We start from the raw sequence: 18,377 nt of genomic DNA, 5'->3' as shown, positions 1-18,377 counted from the left end.
TCCGATGGGGCCTCGGCGACCGTTGCAGATTCGCGAGGCACGTACTGTTCTGGAATAGAGGGTGCGAGTGGGCGCCGTGTGAGGGCTGACCGGGACTTGCCGCGAACCTTCTCTTCCCACGATGAACCGGGCTTCGCCGAGGCCGACGACAGAGGGGCGCGACGCAACCCGACCGACGCGCTGAAGACGCGTAGGCCGGCGCGTCCAGGCATTAAAACCAGGTTTCCATCTGTATCCCGTATTGCCATACACCGCCGGCCTTGAAGTCGGTCTTGCCGAAGGCGTCAGAGGTCGCGTAGTTATCCAGATCGGAAGACCAGTTCATCACGCTTGCGAACACTCGCAACTCGGGCCGCGTGAGAAGGTCGCCAACGTCAAGCTTGAATGTTGGCGCGACAGTGAACTTCCAGAAGTTACCGTCGACTGCATTACGTTGTAGATAGCCCTTCGGGTCGAGGTTCATGGTTTGCCAGCTCAATTCGTAGGCCATCTCAAAATTGCTGTTGATTTCATTGGCCAAACGCATGTTGAGGGTCATCCAGCGGTAGTCGTCACCCTTGACGTATCTATCCTTGCTCTGCTCGGCCAACAAGCTCGGGCCGATGCGCCAACCAGGCGCGATGGGCGTCTCGCCATACAGTGCCAGACGCAGAGCGCGGGCGTCGTCAATCAACTCACCGTCCGAGCCGACGTTCTTGACCTCCGCGCCCAGGCCTTGCCCATAGAGCAGCGCGGTTTTGAAGAAGCCTTCCCTGCCGAAAAAGTTTTTCTGGTGGTTGGCCAGCATGGTGTGTACACCGGAATTCGCAGGCCTGAACCCCGCTTCGTTGGTGCGGGTGGCGAAATCGTTTTTCTTGGCGCCAATGCCATTGAACATCCACTGCCACTGACCATTATCGAAGAACTGGTTGGAGGTCAGGATGTAGCTTTCCACATCGGCATTAACCCCGTCTCGACTGAAATCGCCGTAGGTACGCCCGATCAACGAGTAATTCGAGCGCCAATTCTTGTTCATCTGCACATCGTAAATGCCACCCCCGGTGCCGGCCAGATAGACAACGTCCGAATCCATCCAGTGGATATCGAAGTTATCGCGATCAAATCGCTTACCGGCCCACAAGGTCGCGTTCTCGAACACTGAGTTGCCCTTGAACGCGGCGAGATGGTCGAGTTCCGTGAAGACCTGGCGCACGTTCAACTTGCTTTCTTCGGCGGTCCAGTCATTGGAACTTTCCACGCCGTCGGCGATGGAGACCGTGAATTTCGCGCGGGTACCGTTCTGCGCATAGATCTCTTTCGACAGGTCTATACGCATGTAGGTGTCGTCTTCGTTACCGAGGCGCCCAACCGCGCCACCGACCGAGCCGGCCGGTGTCGTATACGGCCCGCCGCGGCCACCGCCGAGTCCCTGGTCAATCAGCAATCCCGAGCGGGCATAGCCTTTGAAGCTGAAGCCGTCTGTGAGGTGTCCGGTACCGCCCGGTTTTTCCAGGCTTTCTTGGCGGGCTTCGAGCTTTGCCAGCCGGGTATCCAGGGTCGGTGCCGCCGTTGCTTGCGCAGTGGCGGCAGCGGGCTGCAAGGGCGGCGTGGCGAGTTTGATCTGTTGCAATTCTCTGGCGAGTGCCTGGGTTTGCTGCTCGGCTGCGGCGGCACGTTTCTCGGCGGCGCTGGCGCGGGCTTCGAACGCGGCCATGCGTTCTTCCAGAGTCGCGGCCTGGGACGTCGCCGCCGAGGTGCTGAGCACGCCTGCGAGCAGCCATTGTGATGCTTTCTGCATGTGGATTTCCCTGTTTTGTTTTTATTGTTTTGTCCCAGCGACAGACGTGTTTTTCCGTGAGGTGTGAATTGCCAGAGTCGGCAAAAAAAAGGATGCCTCATCGAAAATACGCTGATACATTGAGCGTGTTAACGTTAACTTCTCTAAAAACAAAAATAAAGAGGGCTTTATGAAACAACTGAAATCGCTCCTTCCCGCAGCGCTGCTTACCCTCTGTGCCGGGCTTCCTGGCGTCTCGAGCGCAGCCGATCTGACGATCTCGTGCGGTGCAGTGGGTGCCGAGTTACAACTGTGCAAGGAGGCTGTCGAGGCATGGTCGAAACAGACCGGCAACAACGTCGAGGTGGTTTCCACGCCTAACTCGGCAACCGAGAGGCTGTCGTTCTACCAACAGATCCTCAGTGCGCAGTCCAGCGACATCGACATCATTCAAATCGACATGGTGTGGCCGGGAATGCTGGCCAAACACCTGATGGATCTGCGCGAGGTGCTTGCGCCGGACGCGACCCAAGGCTACTTCCAGGCCCAGATCGATAACGCCACGGTGAACGGACGGCTGGTGACGATGCCGTGGTTCACCGATTCGGGCCTGCTGTATTACCGCAAGGACTGGCTCGAGAAGTACAACAAGCCGGTGCCCCAGACGTGGGAGGAAATGACCGCTACCGCCAAGGAAGTTCAACAGGCCGAACGCAACGCCGGTAACCCCAATGTGTGGGGCTACATATTTCAGGGGCGCGCCTACGAAGGTCTGACGTGCAATGCACTGGAGTGGATCAGCAGCCAACCGGAAGGCGGACTGGTCACCCCGCAAGGCGACATCGTGGTCAACAGCCCGGCTTCAAGAGCGGCTTTGACCCTGGCGAAAAGCTGGGTCGGCGACATCTCCCCGCGTGGCGTACTCAATTACACCGAGGAAGAAGGACGTGGTGTCTTCCAGTCGGGCAATGCGCTGTTCATGCGTAACTGGCCTTATGTCTGGGCCCTGGTGCAAAGCCCGGACAGTGCCGTCAAAGACAAGGTGGGCGTCGCTCCCCTGCCCCGCGGCGGCAACGCCGGCAGCCACGCGTCCACCCTTGGTGGGTGGGGTCTGGCGGTTTCGCGTTACAGCGCCCATCCGAAGCTTGCCGCAGAGCTGGTGAGTTACCTGACCAGCGCTCAAGAGCAAAAACGGCGTGCGCTGATAGGCGCCTATAACCCGGTGATCGAGGCGCTGTATCAAGACCCCGAACTGCTCGCAGCAATGCCTTACTACCGTCAGCTCCACAGCATCCTCAACGACGGGGTCATGCGCCCCGCCTCAGTCACTGCCGAGCGCTATCCACGGGTCTCCAATGCGTTCTTCGATCGGGTGCATGGCGTGTTGGCGGGTGAGTTGCCCGTCGATCAGGCGCTTGCCGAGCTGGAAAGCGAACTCACGCGCATCAAACGCCGGAACTGGTAAGCCACAAGGAAGGAAATCACCATGTCTGTCTCTACTCCCCACGCCTCCTGTGACGAGCCCCTGCTCGCCAGGGAGACGCCCATACAGCGCCGCCGCCTGCGCGCCGCCTGGCTGTTTCTGACACCGATGTTGCTGTGCCTGGCCCTGGTAGCGGCCTGGCCGCTATTGCGCACATTCTGGTTCAGCCTGACCGACGCCAACCTGGCGGACACGCGTGGCGCAACCTTCGTCGGCTTTAGCAATTACCTGTTCTACAACGGCTCCGGCTGGTCGGGCATCCTGGTCGATCCACAATGGTGGAACGCGGTGCGCAACACGCTGCATTTCACCATGGTGTCGGTGGGCCTGGAAATCGTCCTCGGGCTGCTGGTGGCATTGCTGCTGAACATCAAGTTCACCGGCCGGTCCCTGGTGCGTGCGTTGATACTGATTCCCTGGGCGATTCCTACGATTGTCTCGGCGAAAATCTGGTCGTGGATGCTCAACGACCAGTTCGGCATCATCAATCACCTGATGCTGAGCCTCGGCCTGATTGACATGCCGTTGGCCTGGACGGCTGATGCGAGTCTGTCGATGTGGGCCGTCATCATCGTCGACGTCTGGAAGACCGTGCCCTTTGTCACGCTGCTGATGCTGGCGGCCTTGCAGATGTTGCCGAGCGATTGCTACGAAGCCGCCAGGGTCGATGGCATTCATCCGCTGCACGTGTTCTGGCGTGTCACGCTTCCACTGTTGATGCCTGCATTGCTGGTGGCGGCGATCTTTCGCATCCTCGATTCGCTGCGGGTATTCGACGTTATCTATGTGCTGACCTCGAACTCGTCGAGCACCATGAGCATGTCGGTCTATGCGCGCCAGCACCTGGTGGAGTTCCAGGACGTGGGCTATGGCAGCGCGGCGTCGACGTTGCTGTTCCTGGTCGTCGCGGTGATTGCGTTGCTGTATCTCTACCTCGGACGTCGTCAACTGGAGGTGCGCTCATGAGCCCGCGTCTACTCAAAAAAGCGCTGTTGCGCCTCGGGTTCTGGTGCCTGATCGGAATTTTGCTGCTGTATGCGGTCTTCCCTTTCTACTACGCCATCGTGACGTCGCTGAAGCCATCCAGCACCTTGTTCGAGGTGAGCTACTGGATCGACCGTCCCGACTTCTCCAATTATGCGGCGGTACTCCATCAACCCTCGTTCCTGAAAGCTATCGGCAACTCGCTGGTGGTTGCGCTGTGCGTCGTGACGCTGGCGTTGTTCCTCAGCCTGACCGCCGCCTATGCCTTGGGCAGGGTGAAGTTCCGTGGGCGCGGCACAGTATTGATGATGGTGCTTGGCGTCTCGATGTTTCCCCAGGTCGCGGTACTGTCGGGGCTGTTCGAAGTGATCCGCGCCCTGGGCCTGTACAACACGTCCTGGGCGTTGATCCTGAGCTACACGATTTTCACCCTGCCCTTCACCGTCTGGGTGCTGACCACATTCATGGGCCAACTGCCCCATGAGCTGGAAGAGGCGGCAATCATGGATGGCGCTTCGCCGTGGGTCACGCTGACGCGGGTGCTGTTGCCGCTGCTCTGGCCCGCCCTGGTCACCACTGGCTTATTGGCCTTTATCGCAGCGTGGAACGAGTTCCTGTTCGCCCTGACCTTCACCCTCACCGACACGCAACGCACGGTACCGGTCGCCATTGCCTTGATTTCCGGCGGGAGCCCCCATGAGCTGCCGTGGGGACTGTTGATGGCCGCTTCGGTGCTGGTCACGGTCCCATTGGTGATTCTGGTGCTGATCTTCCAGCGCCGAATCGTATCCGGCCTCACTGCCGGCGCGTTAAAGGGTTGATGCCCAACAAATACAAGGAACAGCATCGTGATCAAATTGAAACTGGACAACGTGAACAAACAATTGGGCGGCGCGCGGATTCTTCGCGACGTCAGCCTGGAGATTGCCGCGGGCGAGTTCGTGGTGTTCGTTGGCCCTTCGGGCTGCGGAAAATCGACCCTGCTGCGACTGATCGCCGGGCTGGATTCGATCTGCGGCGGCGACCTGCTGATCGACGGACGACGGGTCAACGACCTGGAACCGCGTGAGCGCGGCGTCGGCATGGTGTTTCAGTCGTATGCGCTGTACCCGCACATGAGTGTCTACGACAACATCAGCTTCGGTCTCAAACTGGCCAAGACGGAAAAGAGCAGCTTGCGCGAGCGCGTGCTGAAAACTGCGCAGATCCTGCAACTGGACAAACTGCTGCAACGCAAACCAAAGGAACTGTCCGGAGGCCAGCGTCAGCGTGTGGCCATGGGCAGAGCCATGGCGCGGGAGCCGGACATTCTGTTGTTCGATGAACCGCTTTCCAATCTGGACGCATCCCTGCGGGTGCAGATGCGCAACGAAATCGCCCGTCTGCATGCTCGACTGGGCTCGACCATGATCTACGTCACCCACGACCAGGTGGAAGCGATGACCCTGGCCGACAAAATTGTCGTGCTCAACGGCGGCCGCGTGGAGCAGGTCGGCTCACCGCGCGAACTCTATGAACGCCCGGCCAGGCGCTTTGTCGCCGGTTTTCTCGGTTCGCCCAGAATGAACTTTATGCCGGCGCGCCTGCATGCCCCAGGCAAAACCAGCCTGATCGACACCCCAGTAGCGGGCATGACTGCCCTGCCCTTCGACAGCTCGAACCTGCCGGCAGACGCGCAGCTGAGCCTGGGGATTCGCCCGGAGCACCTGTCGCTCAAAGCGGCTGAGGGCGCCAACGGTGTCGTCGTGACCGGGGTCGAATACCTGGGTAGCGAAACCTATGTACACCTCGAATCGGGTCAGGACGAACCCCTGATCTGCCGTTGCGAGGTCAACGCCGGATGGCAGGTGGGCGATCGGGTCGAGCTGCAGCTGGACACTGACAACCTGCACCTGTTCGACGCCGACGGCACCGCCTTGAAACGCCATCCGGCCGCCGCCGAACACCTGCCCGATGACGTCGCTCTGCATTCATTCCGAGCACGCGCCCTATGACTTTGTCCTTGAATACCCTGAGCGAGCCAATGCCTTCAGCCCTTGACCTTGCGCAGCGCGCACTGCATGACGGTGCGTCTCGCGTCGTCGACGACTATCGCCCCGGCTATCATATTGCGCCACCGGCCGGCTGGATGAACGACCCGAACGGGGTCGTGTACTTTCGTGGCGAATATCACGTGTTCTATCAACATTACCCATTCGAAGCGAAATGGGGCCCGATGTATTGGGGGCACGCCAAGAGTGCCGACCTGGTTCATTGGCAGCACCTGCCCATTGCGCTGGCGCCCGGCGATGAGTGCGACCGTGACGGTTGTTTTTCCGGTAGCGCAGTGGTGTGTGGGGATACCTTGGCACTGATCTATACCGGGCACACTTGGCTTGGGGAAGTGGGCGACGAACGCTCGATCCGTCAAGTCCAGTGCCTGGCCACCAGTGTCGACGGCATCCGCTTCGTCAAGCATGGCGCAGTCATCGAGACCGCGCCGCAAGACAACATCATGCATTTTCGCGACCCCAAGGTATGGAAGGAGGATGACGCTTGGTACCTCATTGCCGGCGCACGCCTGGGCGACAGGCCGCTGCTTCCGTTGTACCGCTCCACCGATCTGCACACCTGGGAGTTCCTTGACTATATTGCCGCGGGCAGCGACGGCGATGGTTATATGTGGGAGTGTCCGGACCTGTTTCGACTGAACGGACGCGACGTGCTGCTGTATTCCCCGCAAGGCATGCTTGCCCAAGGGTACGAACGGCTGAACAAATACCAGACGGGTTATCGAGTGGGCCGACTCGACAGCGCGTGGCACTTCACCGGCGGGCCGTTTATCGAGCTGGATAACGGCCACGATTTCTACGCCGCGCAGACCCTCGTGGCCGCCGATGGTCGGCGTCTTGTCTGGGCCTGGCTCGACATGTGGGAAAGCCCGATGCCGAGCCAGGCGCATCACTGGAGCGGCATGCTCGGATTGCCACGCGAACTTGAACTGTGTGCCGATCGCCTGCGCATGTTTCCGGCCCGGGAACTCACCGCACTGCGCGGGACGCTGCTGCCGGCTACCGCGTGGTGGGAGGCGTCGGGAAGCCGCTGGGTGCCGCAAGTGAATGGCGATATGCTGGAAATCCATGTGCATCTGGATTTACTCGGCTGCACCGACGGCCACTTGGGAGTCGCCTTGCGTTGCAGCGACGATGGCCAGGAACAAACCCTGCTCTACTACGATGCGGCGTTGCAGCGCCTGGTTCTTGACCGCAGCCGCTCGGGTGCGCAAGTCAGCGGCCAGCGCAGCGTGGCGATAGACCCGACACAAGGGCAACTGGCACTGCGGGTGTTCCTCGATCGTTCGTCCATTGAAGTGTTCGACGAAAACGGCAGCTTCAGCCTGAGCAGTCGCCTCTACCCGCAGCCCGGCAGTCTGGGGGTGAAGCTCTTTGCAAGCGGGAGTGGTGGGCGTGTCGCCATTCCCAAGGCATGGCCACTCGCCTCGGGATGGTTATGAACCGTGTCATTCGAGTCGCGAGAAGCGCAGGCCATGTGTCATGATTCGGCCTCAACCTGACCGGTCTCGCTTCGCATGACTTCAGTGAAAGACGTTGCACAGCTAGCCGGCGTGTCCCTGATGACGGTTTCCCGAGCGCTCAACAACCCGGAAAAATTGAGCCCCGAAACCTATCAACGGGTGCGCCGCGCCATCGACGAATTGCAATTCGTGCCCAGCCTGTCGGCGCGCAGGATTCGCGGCGACAACCTCCAGACTCGAACCATCGGCGTATTCGCGCTGGACACCGCGACAACCCCGTTCGCCGTCGAACTGCTGCTGTCCATCGAACAGACCGCGCAGCAAGCCGGCTGGAATGTATTTATCCTCAACCTGTTAAGCAACCCGCCCACCGACCAGAACATCGACCTGATGTTATCGCACCGTCCCGACGGGTTGATCTTCAGCGCCATGGGGCTGCGCCAGGTGTGCATTCCCGAGCGATTGAAGAGCACCCGCCTGGTGCTCGCCAATTGCCTGGCGGATGACAGTCGCCTGGTCAGTTATGTGCCCGACGATGAAATGGGGCAGTATCGAGCCGTACATCACGCCTTGAGCCAAGGCTATCGGCGCCCTCTGTTGATCAATCTCCCAAAACAGAGCCTGGCGTGGGGGCTGCGGCAAAAAGGCCTGCAGCGTGCCTGTCAGGCATTCGGGCTGTTGCCTGAGGCACTCCTGCAATATGACCTTTCCGATCATGACGCCTATGGTGAAACCGCGACCATCCTCGACCGGCACATCATCGAGGGTCGCCCCCAATTCGACATTCTGATCTGTGGCAACGACCGGATTGCTTTTTGTGCCTACCAGGTGTTGTTGGGCCGCGGGCTGAAAATCCCCGATGATGTCGCCGTGCTCGGCTACGACAATATGATCGGTATCGCCGAACTGTTCATCCCACCGCTGACAACGGTACAACTGCCGTACTACGAGATCGGTCGCAGGGCCGCCCGACACCTGATCGACGCCGTCGAGGTATCGGGAGCCCAGTCAGTCGATTGCCCGTTGGTTGCCAGGGCGTCGCTCTAAGGGCAGCCATTGCCTCAACCACGCGCACTGTCAGTCAAGACCGAAGACATGCTCACAATCTCCTCACATGGGCGACTCTTGACCCACAGCCCAAACTCTTTCATTACCGTAACGACCGGTTCCAATCGTCGCCCGTCCACGGTGAGTTCGTACTCAACCGTCACGGGTACGGTGGGGAACACCGTCCGTTTGACCAGCCCGGCTTGCTCAAGGGCGCGCAAGTCGAGGGTCAGCATGCGTTGCGAAATAGCCGGAATGTCGCGCCTCAGCGCATTAAAACGCTTCGGCCCATCGAGCAGGTAGGACGCAAGAAGCAGGCGCCAGCGGCCACCCAACAAACGCATCGCTTCTTCGACCGAGCAGCCAGAGATGTTGTCTTTCATAGTCAGAGTCCTGGCCGGGTGTAGGTATATTTTTTGTACCTATACTACAAAATAGTGCGTTCTTCCTATTTTATACCGGGCATCTAGAATCAGCTGAAGCGCGCTCTCCATTGGATTGACAGCGCTCCCCCTGTTCTGGAGTTTGCCAATGAAGTTGTACTACATCCCCGCGTCTTGCTCGCTTTCGCCCCACATCGTTCTGAATGAATTGGGTCTCGATGCCACGCTGATCAAGGTCGATCACAAGACGCACCTTACCGACTCGGGCGCCAACTACTTCGAGGTCAACCGTCTGGGCTACGTACCCGCCATCGAGCTGGACGATGGCACGCTCCTGCGTGAAGGCCCGGCAATCGTGCAGTATTTGGGCGACCTGAAGCCGGCGCTTGGGCTGGTTCCCGCTCATGGCACCCTCGATCGATACCGACTTCAGGAATGGCTGAGCTTCCTGTCGTCTGAGATTCACAAGGGCTACATTCCGCTGTTGTACGCCACACTCGCAGGTCAATACGTCGAGACTGCCAAGCCAAAGCTGGAAAAGCGCTTCGCCTGGATCGACGAACAATTGAGTACCCGTCCATACCTCATGGGCGATGCCTTCACGGTGGCGGATGCCTATCTGTTCGCATTGACCGGCTGGGGCCAGGCCTCTTGGCTGACCAGCTATTACAAGGCCGACATCCACTTCGAGCACTTGCATAACCTCCGGGCCTGGTATGACCGGGTCAAGGTGCGTCCTGCAGTGCGCAAAGCATTGCGAGACGAAGGCCTTGCGTGAAAGGCCTCACGTGCCGATGTTGCCCCGGTCGGCCTCATCGCTCGGTAACCGCTGCGCCTGCACCGCCAGCACATGCCGAATCGTCGCCAGCACCGCGTCCGGGCTTAGGCTCATTGAATCGATGCCAATCGACACCAAAAACTCCGCCATCTCGGGATAATCCGACGGCGCCTGCCCGCAGATTCCCGAGTGTCGGCCGTTACGCTTGGCGCCTTCTACCGCCAGGCGAATCATCTGCTTGACGCCCGGGTCGCGCTCATCGAAATCGAAGGCGACGATTTCCGAGTCGCGGTCCACGCCGAGCGTCAACTGGGTCAGGTCGTTGGAACCGATCGAGAAGCCGTCGAACAGTTTGGCGAACGCGTCGATCTGGATCACGTTGTTGGGTATTTCGCACATGATGTAGACCTCCAGCCCGTTTTCTCCGCGCTGCAGGCCATGGCTGGCCATGGTCGCCAATACCCTTTCGCCCTCCGCCACGGTGCGGCAAAACGGGATCATCAACTTGATGTTGGTGAGGCCAATGTGTTCGCGCGCCCATTTCATCGCCGCGCACTCCAGCGCAAACCCTTCGGCATAAGCCGGATGGCTGTATCGGGACGCGCCGCGAAAACCGATCATCGGGTTGTGTTCTACCGGCTCGAAATACTGCCCACCCAGCAGGGTCGCGTACTCATTGCTCTTGAAGTCGCTCATGCGTACCACGCACGGTTTTGGGTACACCGCTGCGGCAATGGTGGCGACGCCTTCGGCCAAGGTCTTGATGAAAAAATCCGTAGGGTCCGCATGCGCGGCGCTCAGCACGGCGATTTTTTCACGGGTGGCGTCATCCAGCTTTTCCGGGTGGACAAGGGCCATCGGATGGACCTTGATGCATTCATTGATGATGAACTCCATGCGCGCCAGACCGATCCCGTCGACCGGCAGCGAGGCCAGGCTGAAGGCCTGGTCGGGGTTGGCCAGGTTCATCATGATGTGCGTGTCGGGATGCCCGAGTTGGCTGAGGTCCGTTTCCTCCACATCAAAATCCAGGATGCCGTCGTAGACCGTTCCGATTTCGCCTTCGGCGCAACTGACGGTCAACAAGGCGCCGGTTTTGATTGTCGCTGCCGCATTGGTGGCGCCCACGATCGCGGGAATACCCAGCTCCCGCGCCACGATGGCCGCGTGGCAGGTGCGTCCGCCGCGGTTCGTCACAATCGCGGCGGCGGTTTTCATCACCGGTTCCCAATCCGGAGTCGTGGCTTCGGAGACCAGCACTTCGCCCGGTTGAAACTCGCTGAGCTGTTTCACATCGTTGACGATACGGGCCTTCCCGGCGCCGATGCGGGTGCCGACCGCCTTCCCCTTGAGCAGCACTGGCGAGCGTTGCTTGAGGTGATAGATCTGCAGCACGCTGCCTTTTTTCTGCGAGGCCACCGTTTCGGGGCGCGCCTGGACCATATACAAGTGGCCATCGATCCCGTCTTTCGCCCACTCCATGTCCATGGGTTTGTAGAAACCGGCTTTGCTCGAATAGTGGTTTTCAACCTTGATGGCATAGTCAGCCAGGACCATCACATCCCCGTCCGAGAGGCAAAAGCGCGTTTGTTCTTCGTCGGGTGTTTCGATATTCGCGGTGTACTCCTGCGCGATGTTCCCGGTATTGAGGGTATCGGTAAACACCATCTTCTTTTCTTTGCTGCCCAGGCTACGCTTGAGCACGCCACGATAACCGGCGACGAAGCTGGGTTTGTGTACGTAGAAACTGTCCGGGGCCAGCGCGCCCTGCACCACATTCTCCCCAAGCCCCCACGCGGCGTTGATGAACACGACATCCTTGAAGCCGGTTTCCGTATCCAGGGAAAACATCACGCCACTGGCCCCGAGATCACTGCGCACCATTTTCATGATGACGACGGCGAGATCGACTTTGAAGCAATCAAAGCCGTTGTCGTATTTGTAATGGATCGACCGATCGGTGAAGTTGGAGGCCAGGCAACGCTTGTAGGCATCGAGCAGCGCATCTTCATTGGCGATATTGAGATAGGTCTCGTTCTGCCCGGCAAATGACGCCTGCGGCGAGTCCTCGGCGGTTGCCGAGGAGCGCACGGCCAGTGAAAGGCTGTTGCCATATTCGCGCTTGAGCTGGGCGTAACTGTGCAGTATCGCGCTCTTCAGGTCTTCCGGCAGCGTACAGCCATACACAATCGCCCGCGCCCGTTTACCGCGGGCTTGCAGGTCCTTGATGTCGTTGGGGTCGAGGCCGTCGAGCGCGGCATGCAGCGGCGCCCACGCCTTGTTGTGCTCAAGGACATAACGGTACGCGTCTGAAGTAACGGCAAACCCGTTGGGTACGCGGATGCCCTGGCCTGTCAGGTTCTGGTACATCTCTCCCAGCGAGGCGTTCTTGCCACCGACCTGTGCGACGTCGTTGATACCCAAGTCCTTGAACCAACGAATGTGCGGCTGTGAATGGGTCACGATATCTCTCCATTGAGTGAGGGGGCCGCCAGGGATACCCGATTGGCCTTCAGCAATCGCAGATACAGGGCGCTGTAAGGCTTTATGGCTTGGTGCCAATCGAACGGCTTGCGCATGGCGCGGCAACGCATTGCATTGAGCAGTTCAGGGTTGGCGAACACCTTGATCGCCCGCGTCAGTGCTGCCGCGTAGCTTTCCACGGTGGGTTCCTCGAACAGAAAACCGCTCACGCCATCTTCGATCGTGTCGGCCAGCCCACCGGTATTACGGGCTACCGGTAATGAGCCGAAACGCTGCGCATACATCTGGCTCAGGCCGCACGGTTCATAGCGCGACGGCATGAGCAGGAAGTCACTGCCGGCAAACATGCGCCGGGCATCCGTTTCGTTGAAGCCGATAAGCACACCGACCTGGCCCGGGAAGCGCTGGGCCAGCTCCCGTGCGGCCTCCTCTTCCTGCGGTTCGCCACGGCCGATGATGGCGATCTGCCCGCCCTGCCTGACGATGTGCCCGGCAACGCCAATGGTCAGATCCAGGCCTTTCTGGAAGACCAGACGCGATACCACCGCGAACAGAGGCCCCGTCGACGGCTTGAGATTGAACAACTGACGGACATAGTGGGCGTTCACCGCCTTGCCGAGCCAATCGTTAGCGGCAAACCGGCAGATCAAGTGCTCATCGGTTTCGGCGTCCCAACTGGCGTCGATACCATTGGCTATGCCGCTGAGCAGCCCTTGTTCGGCTTTGCTCTGCAGAAAGCCGTCCAGGCCGCAACCGAACGCTGGCGTGGTGATTTCCCGGGCGTAGGTCGCGCTGACGGTGGTGATGTGGTTGGCATAGGCCATGCCGGCCTTGAGCAATGAGAGCTTGCCGTAGAACTCCATACCGTCCGAGGCCAGCGCGTGCTCGGGGATGCCCAGTTCGCGCCGGGAACCGCTGCTGACCATGCCTTGATAGGCAAGGTTATGGATGGTGAAAACGCTCGGCGTGGCCTGCCCACGCCAGCGCATGTACGCCGGCGCGAGGCCGGCCGGCCAATCATGCGCGTGTACCAGCTCCGGACGCCACTGGCACTTCACCGCGCCTGCGGCGAAGTCGGCTGCAGCCAGGCCGAGACGGGCAAACCGGATATGGTTATCCGGCCAGTCACGGCCATTGTTATCCCCGTAAGGAGTGCCTTCACGCTCATACAGTTCGGGACAGATCACCAGGTAAATGACCAGGCCATCCGTCATGTCCATCCGCCCGATCTTGCACGCCGGCAATGCCGCATGGCCCTCCAGCTCGCTGATCACATGGACCGGATTTCCACTGTTGAGCACTTGCGGGTAACCCGGCATCAACACGCGCACATCGTGCAGGGGATGCAGGGCCCGGGGCAATGCCGCCGATACATCGCCGAGCCCGCCGGTTTTCACGAGGCCGGCCAATTCGGAGGTCACGAACAAGACCTTGGCTCTCGCCGCCACGCTGGTAATGGCCGGTGAAACCGGCGCTAGCGCCAGCGGATCAACAGTCGAGGTAACCCATTCACTGACCGGCAGATTGAAACGTTCAGCCTGCGGGGAAATGGCGGCTGCGCCCATGATCCTTTTCCTTTTTGTTGAGTCGAGAGTGCGGGAAGACGGTTAAGTCAGTCGCACGAGTATCTGGGGTTGCTCCCAATGGCCTCTGATCTTTATCAACAAATGCGCTTTGCTGCCGCGTGGGACAGCGCCCATTGCGACAGACGACACCTCAGCCTGGCGTTGTTGATTTAGCTCAATGATTTTCCATGGCGCAGGTGTAGAAATTTTAAAGCGAGGGCGTGCGTCCCCGCCCCAGCCTACGGAAGCCACCATGCCCGATGCCAGCGAACCCTTTGCCATCGCCACCCACCAGTTGCGCAAATGCTTCGATCACTTCGTGGCACTCGAAGGGTTGAGCCTGCAAGTGCCGCATGCCTGCATATTCGGCCTGTTGGGCCCGAATGGAGCCGGCAAGAGCACTGCCATCAAGATGCTCACCACCTTACTGGACCCCACTTCCGGCTCGGCGACGGTGGCGGGTTTCGATATCGCGCGCCAACCCGTCGAGGTGCGCCGCCATATCGGCTACGTGCCGCAGATGCTCTCGGCGGACGGCGCATTGACCGCCATCGAGAACTTGAACCTTTCGGCGCGGTTGCAGGGGTTGCGCGGTGCCGAGCGCCGGGCCCGGGTCAAAGAAGCGCTCGCGTTCGCCGGGCTGGAGGCGACGGCCTCAAAACTGGTTCGTGCCTATTCCGGCGGCATGATCCGTCGCCTGGAAATCGCCCAGGCCACCTTGCACAACCCCCAAGTGCTGTTTCTGGATGAGCCGACCATCGGCCTGGACCCCATCGCACGCCGAACCGTCTGGGAACGCCTGGAACACTTGCGCGAGAAAGGCACGACGATCCTGATCACCACCCACGACATGGAAGAAGCCGACACGTTGTGTGATGAACTGGCAATCCTCCATCAGGGACGCCTGGCCGTCGTCGGCAAGCCCGAGTCGCTCAAGGCGCAAGTCGGCGAAAATGCCAGCCTGGACGACGTCTTCGTGCATTTCAGTGGCGTCGGCCTTGAACAAGGCGGCGATTACCGTGGCACACGCGATAGCCGTGATGCGATCCAGAGGTTGGGATGAACCGCCTGCTCAGTTACCTCAACGAGACATTCGCGGTCTGCGACGCCGAGGTGCGCAAGCTGATTCGCGACCCTACCGAGCTGCTGTCCAGAGCCATCCAGCCGGTGCTGTGGCTGGCGGTATTCGGCCAGGTCTTCAGCCAGGTGCGCGGCATTCCCACCGGTAACCTGCGTTATCTGGACTTCATGGCCCCGGGCATTCTGGCGCAGAGCATCCTGTTCAGTGCGATCTTCTACGGCATCGCCATCATCTGGGAACGCGATCTGGGGATCGTGCATAAACTCCTGGTCACCCCGGCGCACCGCAGCGCGTTGATCATGGGCAAGGCCTTCGCCGCAGGCCTGCGCGGGCTGGTGCAAGCGGCCGTGGTCTATCTGGTGGCGATTGCCTTGCACGTTGAAATCCGTTGGGAGTTGATGCCGATCCTGACAGTGGCCGCTGGCGTCTTCGTGGGCTCGTGTATCTTCTCGACGTTTTCCCTGGTCATCGCCTGCATCGTCAAAACCCGGGAGCGCTTCATGGGCATCGGCCAAGTCCTGACCATGCCGTTGTTTTTCGCCTCCAACGCGATTTACCCCCTGGAGTTGATGCCCGGCTGGTTGAAAGTGATTGCCGTGTGCAACCCGCTGACCTACCTGGTCGATGCATTGCGCTCAGGCATGATTGTCGGTGGAACCAGTGTGTATGCCCTGACCACCAGCTTTGCGGTGATGCTCTCGGTGTTCACCGTTCTTCTGCTGTTGGCCGCCAGGCTTTACCCCGGTTTGGCTCGCTGACAATAGGCGTATCGCAGCTCAACGCTGCCACGCAATCAATGGGTTTTCCGCTGGCAGAAAGGCATCCGCGTGCCAGGCGCGAACCCTCGGAGTGTAGTGCTCCAGCGGGCGCGTGGCGGCGACCGAAATGGAATAGATATAACCCTGGATGGCGCCCGGAATCACATCGACGGCTTTCATCAGCAAGCACTCTGCGGGGTACTCGTCGCACAGGCCGCCATAGAGTTCCACCTTGACCCACAGAGGCGAGATCTCACCCAAATAGACCGGCACGCGAACGCACAGGCAGTCGCCATCGCGATGCCCCTCGACCGCGCCGAAGTGAATATTGTCCCAGGCCGCCGTCAACGCCTTCTGCCAGGCACGGAGCGTGCGCGCCAGTGCCGCGTTATCCTCGCGGCGGCGTCGAAACGCCTGAATCGCCGGTTGGTAAAGATGCTCCAGGTATTCCTGCAGCATGCGATTGCTGCTGTAGTACGGCCCCAGCTGCGACATGCTGGCGCGCATGCGTTGCACCCAGTCGCGTGGAATACCCTGTGCATCGCGTGAATAGAACGTGGGGACGACCTCGTTTTCCAACAGGCCGTACAAGCGCTCGGCGTCGACGTCGTCATCGCTCGGCGCGTCATCCCCGATCGCCCAGCCATAGGCGGGCTGGTACGCTTGTGCCCACCAACCATCGAGTTCCGAGAGGTTCAACCCGCCGTTGACGAGCACCTTCATGCCACTGGTGCCGCAGGCTTCCCAGGGCCGACGCGGGGTGTTGATCCAGACATCGACGCCTTGCACCAGGTGTTGGGCCATTTCCAGGTCGTAGTCTTCCAGGAACACCACATGCCGGCGCAGCCCCGGGCGATGCACGAAGTCGAGCCATGCCTGGATCAGTTGCTTGCCGCGCTCATCGGCGGGATGAGCCTTGCCAGCGATGAGCAGTTGTACCGGATGCTGCTCGTTGGTTAACAGCCGCGCCAGGCGGTCGCTGTCGTGCAGCAGCAGGTTCGGGCGCTTATAGTCGGTGAAGCGTCGCGCAAACCCGAGCGTGAGGCAGTTTGGGTCAAACACCTGCCCGCCCTCCGCCACCTGCTGCGCCGACTCGCCACGCTGCTCGAGCTGCCAGGCCAGGCGCTTGCGCGCATAGGTCACCAGGTCGCGCCGTTGCTCGGCAGCCATGTTCCACAAGGCCTCGTCGTCATTGTTGGCGACCGTCGCCGGCAGCAACTCGACTGCGCCGCGCCAACGCTCCTTGCCGCAGCTTGTGGTCCACAGATGATCGGACCACATTGAGTCCCAGGACGGCACATGCACACCGTTGGTGACATGCCCCACCGGTATCTCTTGAACAGGCCAGCGGGGATACAAATCGCTGAATAGCCGTCGGCTGACCTCGCCGTGCAAGCGGCTCACGCCATTGGCTTGAGCGCACCCACGCAGCGCCAGAAAAGCCATGTTGAAGGGTTCATCCGCGTCCGACGGATTGCGTCGGCCCAACGCCAGCAACTCGTGCGAGGTGAGGCGGCAGTCGTCGAGATAGCCGCGGGCATACTTGAGTACCAGTTCCGCGGAAAACACATCGAAACCCGCAGCCACTGGCGTATGGGTCGTAAACACGTTGCCTGCCCGCGTCGCCCACCAGGCTTCCTGGAACGATGTGCCCTTCTGATGCATGAAGCGCCGGGCACGCTCCAGCACCAGCAGTGCAGCATGACCTTCGTTGAGGTGGCACACATCGACATTGATCGCCAACGCTTCGAGTGTGGCCCAGCCGCCGATGCCAAGCACCACTTCCTGCAGCAAGCGCATCTCCGAACCGCCGCCGTACAACTTCGAGGTGATGCCACGGTCGCTGGCGCCGTTGAGCAGGTCATTACTGTCGAGCAGGTACAGGCTGGTACGCCCGACGATGGCCTGCCACACGCGTAAATACAGGGTCCGGCCGGGAAGCGCCAAGGGGATTTTCAACCACGCGCCGTCCTGTCCAAACGTCGGCTGGATCGGCAGGCTGGTGGGGTCGTTATAGGGGTAGGCCTCCTGCTGGCGCCCCATCGCGTCGATGGATTGTCGAAAATAGCCTTCCTGATAGAGCAACCCCACCCCGAGCACCGGTACGCCCATGTCGCTTGCCGTCTTCAGGTAATCCCCGGCCAGCACACCGAGCCCGCCGGCATAAAGCGCCAGCGCCTCGCTCAGGCCGAATTCCATGCTGAAGTAGGCGATCTGCTTGGAATCGCCGGCGTTTGTCTGCTGCGCATACCAACCCGGCTCGCTGAGGTAGTGCCGATGCTCTTCGATGGCGTGCGCGAGGGTTTGCGAGAACGTCGCATCTCGGCAGAGTTCTCCTAGCCGGTGCGGCGAGGTGTTCTGCAGTATCAGCCAGGGGTTGTGGGTACGCTCCCACAGCTGCGGGTCGATGCTTTTCCAGAGCTCGTCGAGCGCATGGTTCCAGGTCCAGCGCAGGTTAAGCGCAAGCTCGGTCAATGCGCGCAACTGCTCTGGCAGTTCGCGTGGCAAGAATGCATACACGTCGACACCTCAAGGCGATAGTGG

At 60.4% G+C, this 18,377-nt stretch carries 14 protein-coding genes; 9 read left to right on the top strand and 5 right to left on the bottom strand.

Annotation, left to right across the window (positions count from 1 at the left end; all coding sequences use genetic code 11):
• Positions 1–211 precede the first annotated feature (211 nt).
• Positions 212–1,777, bottom strand: a complete 1,566-nt coding sequence (locus TU80_RS06945; RefSeq protein WP_046383413.1) for a carbohydrate porin — start codon at positions 1,775–1,777, stop codon at positions 212–214.
• Between the two features lie 169 nt (positions 1,778–1,946).
• On the opposite strand from TU80_RS06945, the gene TU80_RS06940 reads away from it, so the two are divergent.
• From TU80_RS06940 to TU80_RS06915, 6 genes are all read left to right on the top strand, one after another.
• A complete protein-coding gene (locus TU80_RS06940; RefSeq protein ID WP_057004109.1) occupies positions 1,947–3,221 on the top strand; it encodes an ABC transporter substrate-binding protein in 1,275 nt (424 codons plus the stop codon).
• Positions 3,222–3,242: 21 nt separating this feature from the next.
• The gene (locus tag TU80_RS06935; RefSeq protein ID WP_057004108.1) at positions 3,243–4,205 is read left to right on the top strand and encodes a carbohydrate ABC transporter permease; all 963 of its coding nucleotides are present in this window, start codon (positions 3,243–3,245) and stop codon (positions 4,203–4,205) included.
• On the top strand, positions 4,202–5,044 hold the full coding sequence (locus TU80_RS06930) for a carbohydrate ABC transporter permease (protein WP_046383410.1): 843 nt from the start codon (positions 4,202–4,204) through the stop codon (positions 5,042–5,044). Before TU80_RS06935 ends, TU80_RS06930 begins: the two co-directional genes overlap by 4 nt.
• A gap of 27 nt (positions 5,045–5,071) precedes the next feature.
• Positions 5,072–6,217 carry an ABC transporter ATP-binding protein gene (locus TU80_RS06925; RefSeq protein WP_057004107.1) on the top strand — a complete coding sequence of 382 codons (1,146 nt, stop codon included), beginning with the start codon at positions 5,072–5,074 and terminating at the stop codon, positions 6,215–6,217.
• Complete coding sequence (locus tag TU80_RS06920) at positions 6,214–7,716, top strand: glycoside hydrolase family 32 protein (RefSeq protein ID WP_169850538.1); 1,503 nt, start codon at positions 6,214–6,216, stop codon at positions 7,714–7,716. The genes TU80_RS06925 and TU80_RS06920 overlap by 4 nt, the downstream gene beginning before the upstream one ends.
• 75 nt (positions 7,717–7,791) lie before the next feature.
• Positions 7,792–8,784, top strand: a complete 993-nt coding sequence (locus TU80_RS06915) for a LacI family DNA-binding transcriptional regulator (protein ID WP_046383407.1) — start codon at positions 7,792–7,794, stop codon at positions 8,782–8,784.
• 14 nt (positions 8,785–8,798) lie between these two features.
• Here the strand turns inward: TU80_RS06915 and TU80_RS06910 are convergent, their stop codons facing one another.
• The gene (locus tag TU80_RS06910; RefSeq protein ID WP_057004105.1) at positions 8,799–9,167 is read right to left on the bottom strand and encodes a winged helix-turn-helix transcriptional regulator; all 369 of its coding nucleotides are present in this window, start codon (positions 9,165–9,167) and stop codon (positions 8,799–8,801) included.
• 148 nt (positions 9,168–9,315) lie between these two features.
• Between TU80_RS06910 and gstA the strand changes: the two genes are divergently transcribed.
• Complete coding sequence (gene gstA / locus TU80_RS06905) at positions 9,316–9,945, top strand: glutathione transferase GstA (RefSeq protein WP_046383405.1); 630 nt, start codon at positions 9,316–9,318, stop codon at positions 9,943–9,945.
• Between the two features lie 6 nt (positions 9,946–9,951).
• Here the strand turns inward: gstA and ppsA are convergent, their stop codons facing one another.
• The gene (gene ppsA / locus TU80_RS06900; RefSeq protein ID WP_017845789.1) at positions 9,952–12,408 is read right to left on the bottom strand and encodes a phosphoenolpyruvate synthase; all 2,457 of its coding nucleotides are present in this window, start codon (positions 12,406–12,408) and stop codon (positions 9,952–9,954) included.
• Complete coding sequence (gene glgA / locus TU80_RS06895) at positions 12,405–13,997, bottom strand: glycogen synthase GlgA (protein ID WP_057004104.1); 1,593 nt, start codon at positions 13,995–13,997, stop codon at positions 12,405–12,407. Before glgA ends, ppsA begins: the two co-directional genes overlap by 4 nt.
• A 250-nt stretch (positions 13,998–14,247) precedes the next feature.
• Between glgA and TU80_RS06890 the strand changes: the two genes are divergently transcribed.
• Positions 14,248–15,057, top strand: coding sequence for an ABC transporter ATP-binding protein (locus tag TU80_RS06890; RefSeq protein WP_057004103.1), 810 nt, complete (start codon positions 14,248–14,250; stop codon positions 15,055–15,057).
• A complete protein-coding gene (locus TU80_RS06885; RefSeq protein WP_169850537.1) occupies positions 15,054–15,833 on the top strand; it encodes an ABC transporter permease in 780 nt (259 codons plus the stop codon). The genes TU80_RS06890 and TU80_RS06885 overlap by 4 nt, the downstream gene beginning before the upstream one ends.
• Before the next feature lie 18 nt (positions 15,834–15,851).
• Here the strand turns inward: TU80_RS06885 and glgP are convergent, their stop codons facing one another.
• Positions 15,852–18,353, bottom strand: coding sequence for an alpha-glucan family phosphorylase (glgP, locus tag TU80_RS06880; protein WP_057004102.1), 2,502 nt, complete (start codon positions 18,351–18,353; stop codon positions 15,852–15,854).
• Between the last annotated feature and the right edge of the window lie 24 nt (positions 18,354–18,377).

It is taken from the genome of Pseudomonas veronii (assembly GCF_001439695.1).
Lineage (GTDB): Bacteria > Pseudomonadota > Gammaproteobacteria > Pseudomonadales > Pseudomonadaceae > Aquipseudomonas > Aquipseudomonas veronii.
This window is presented reverse-complemented; position numbering and strand designations above follow the sequence as displayed.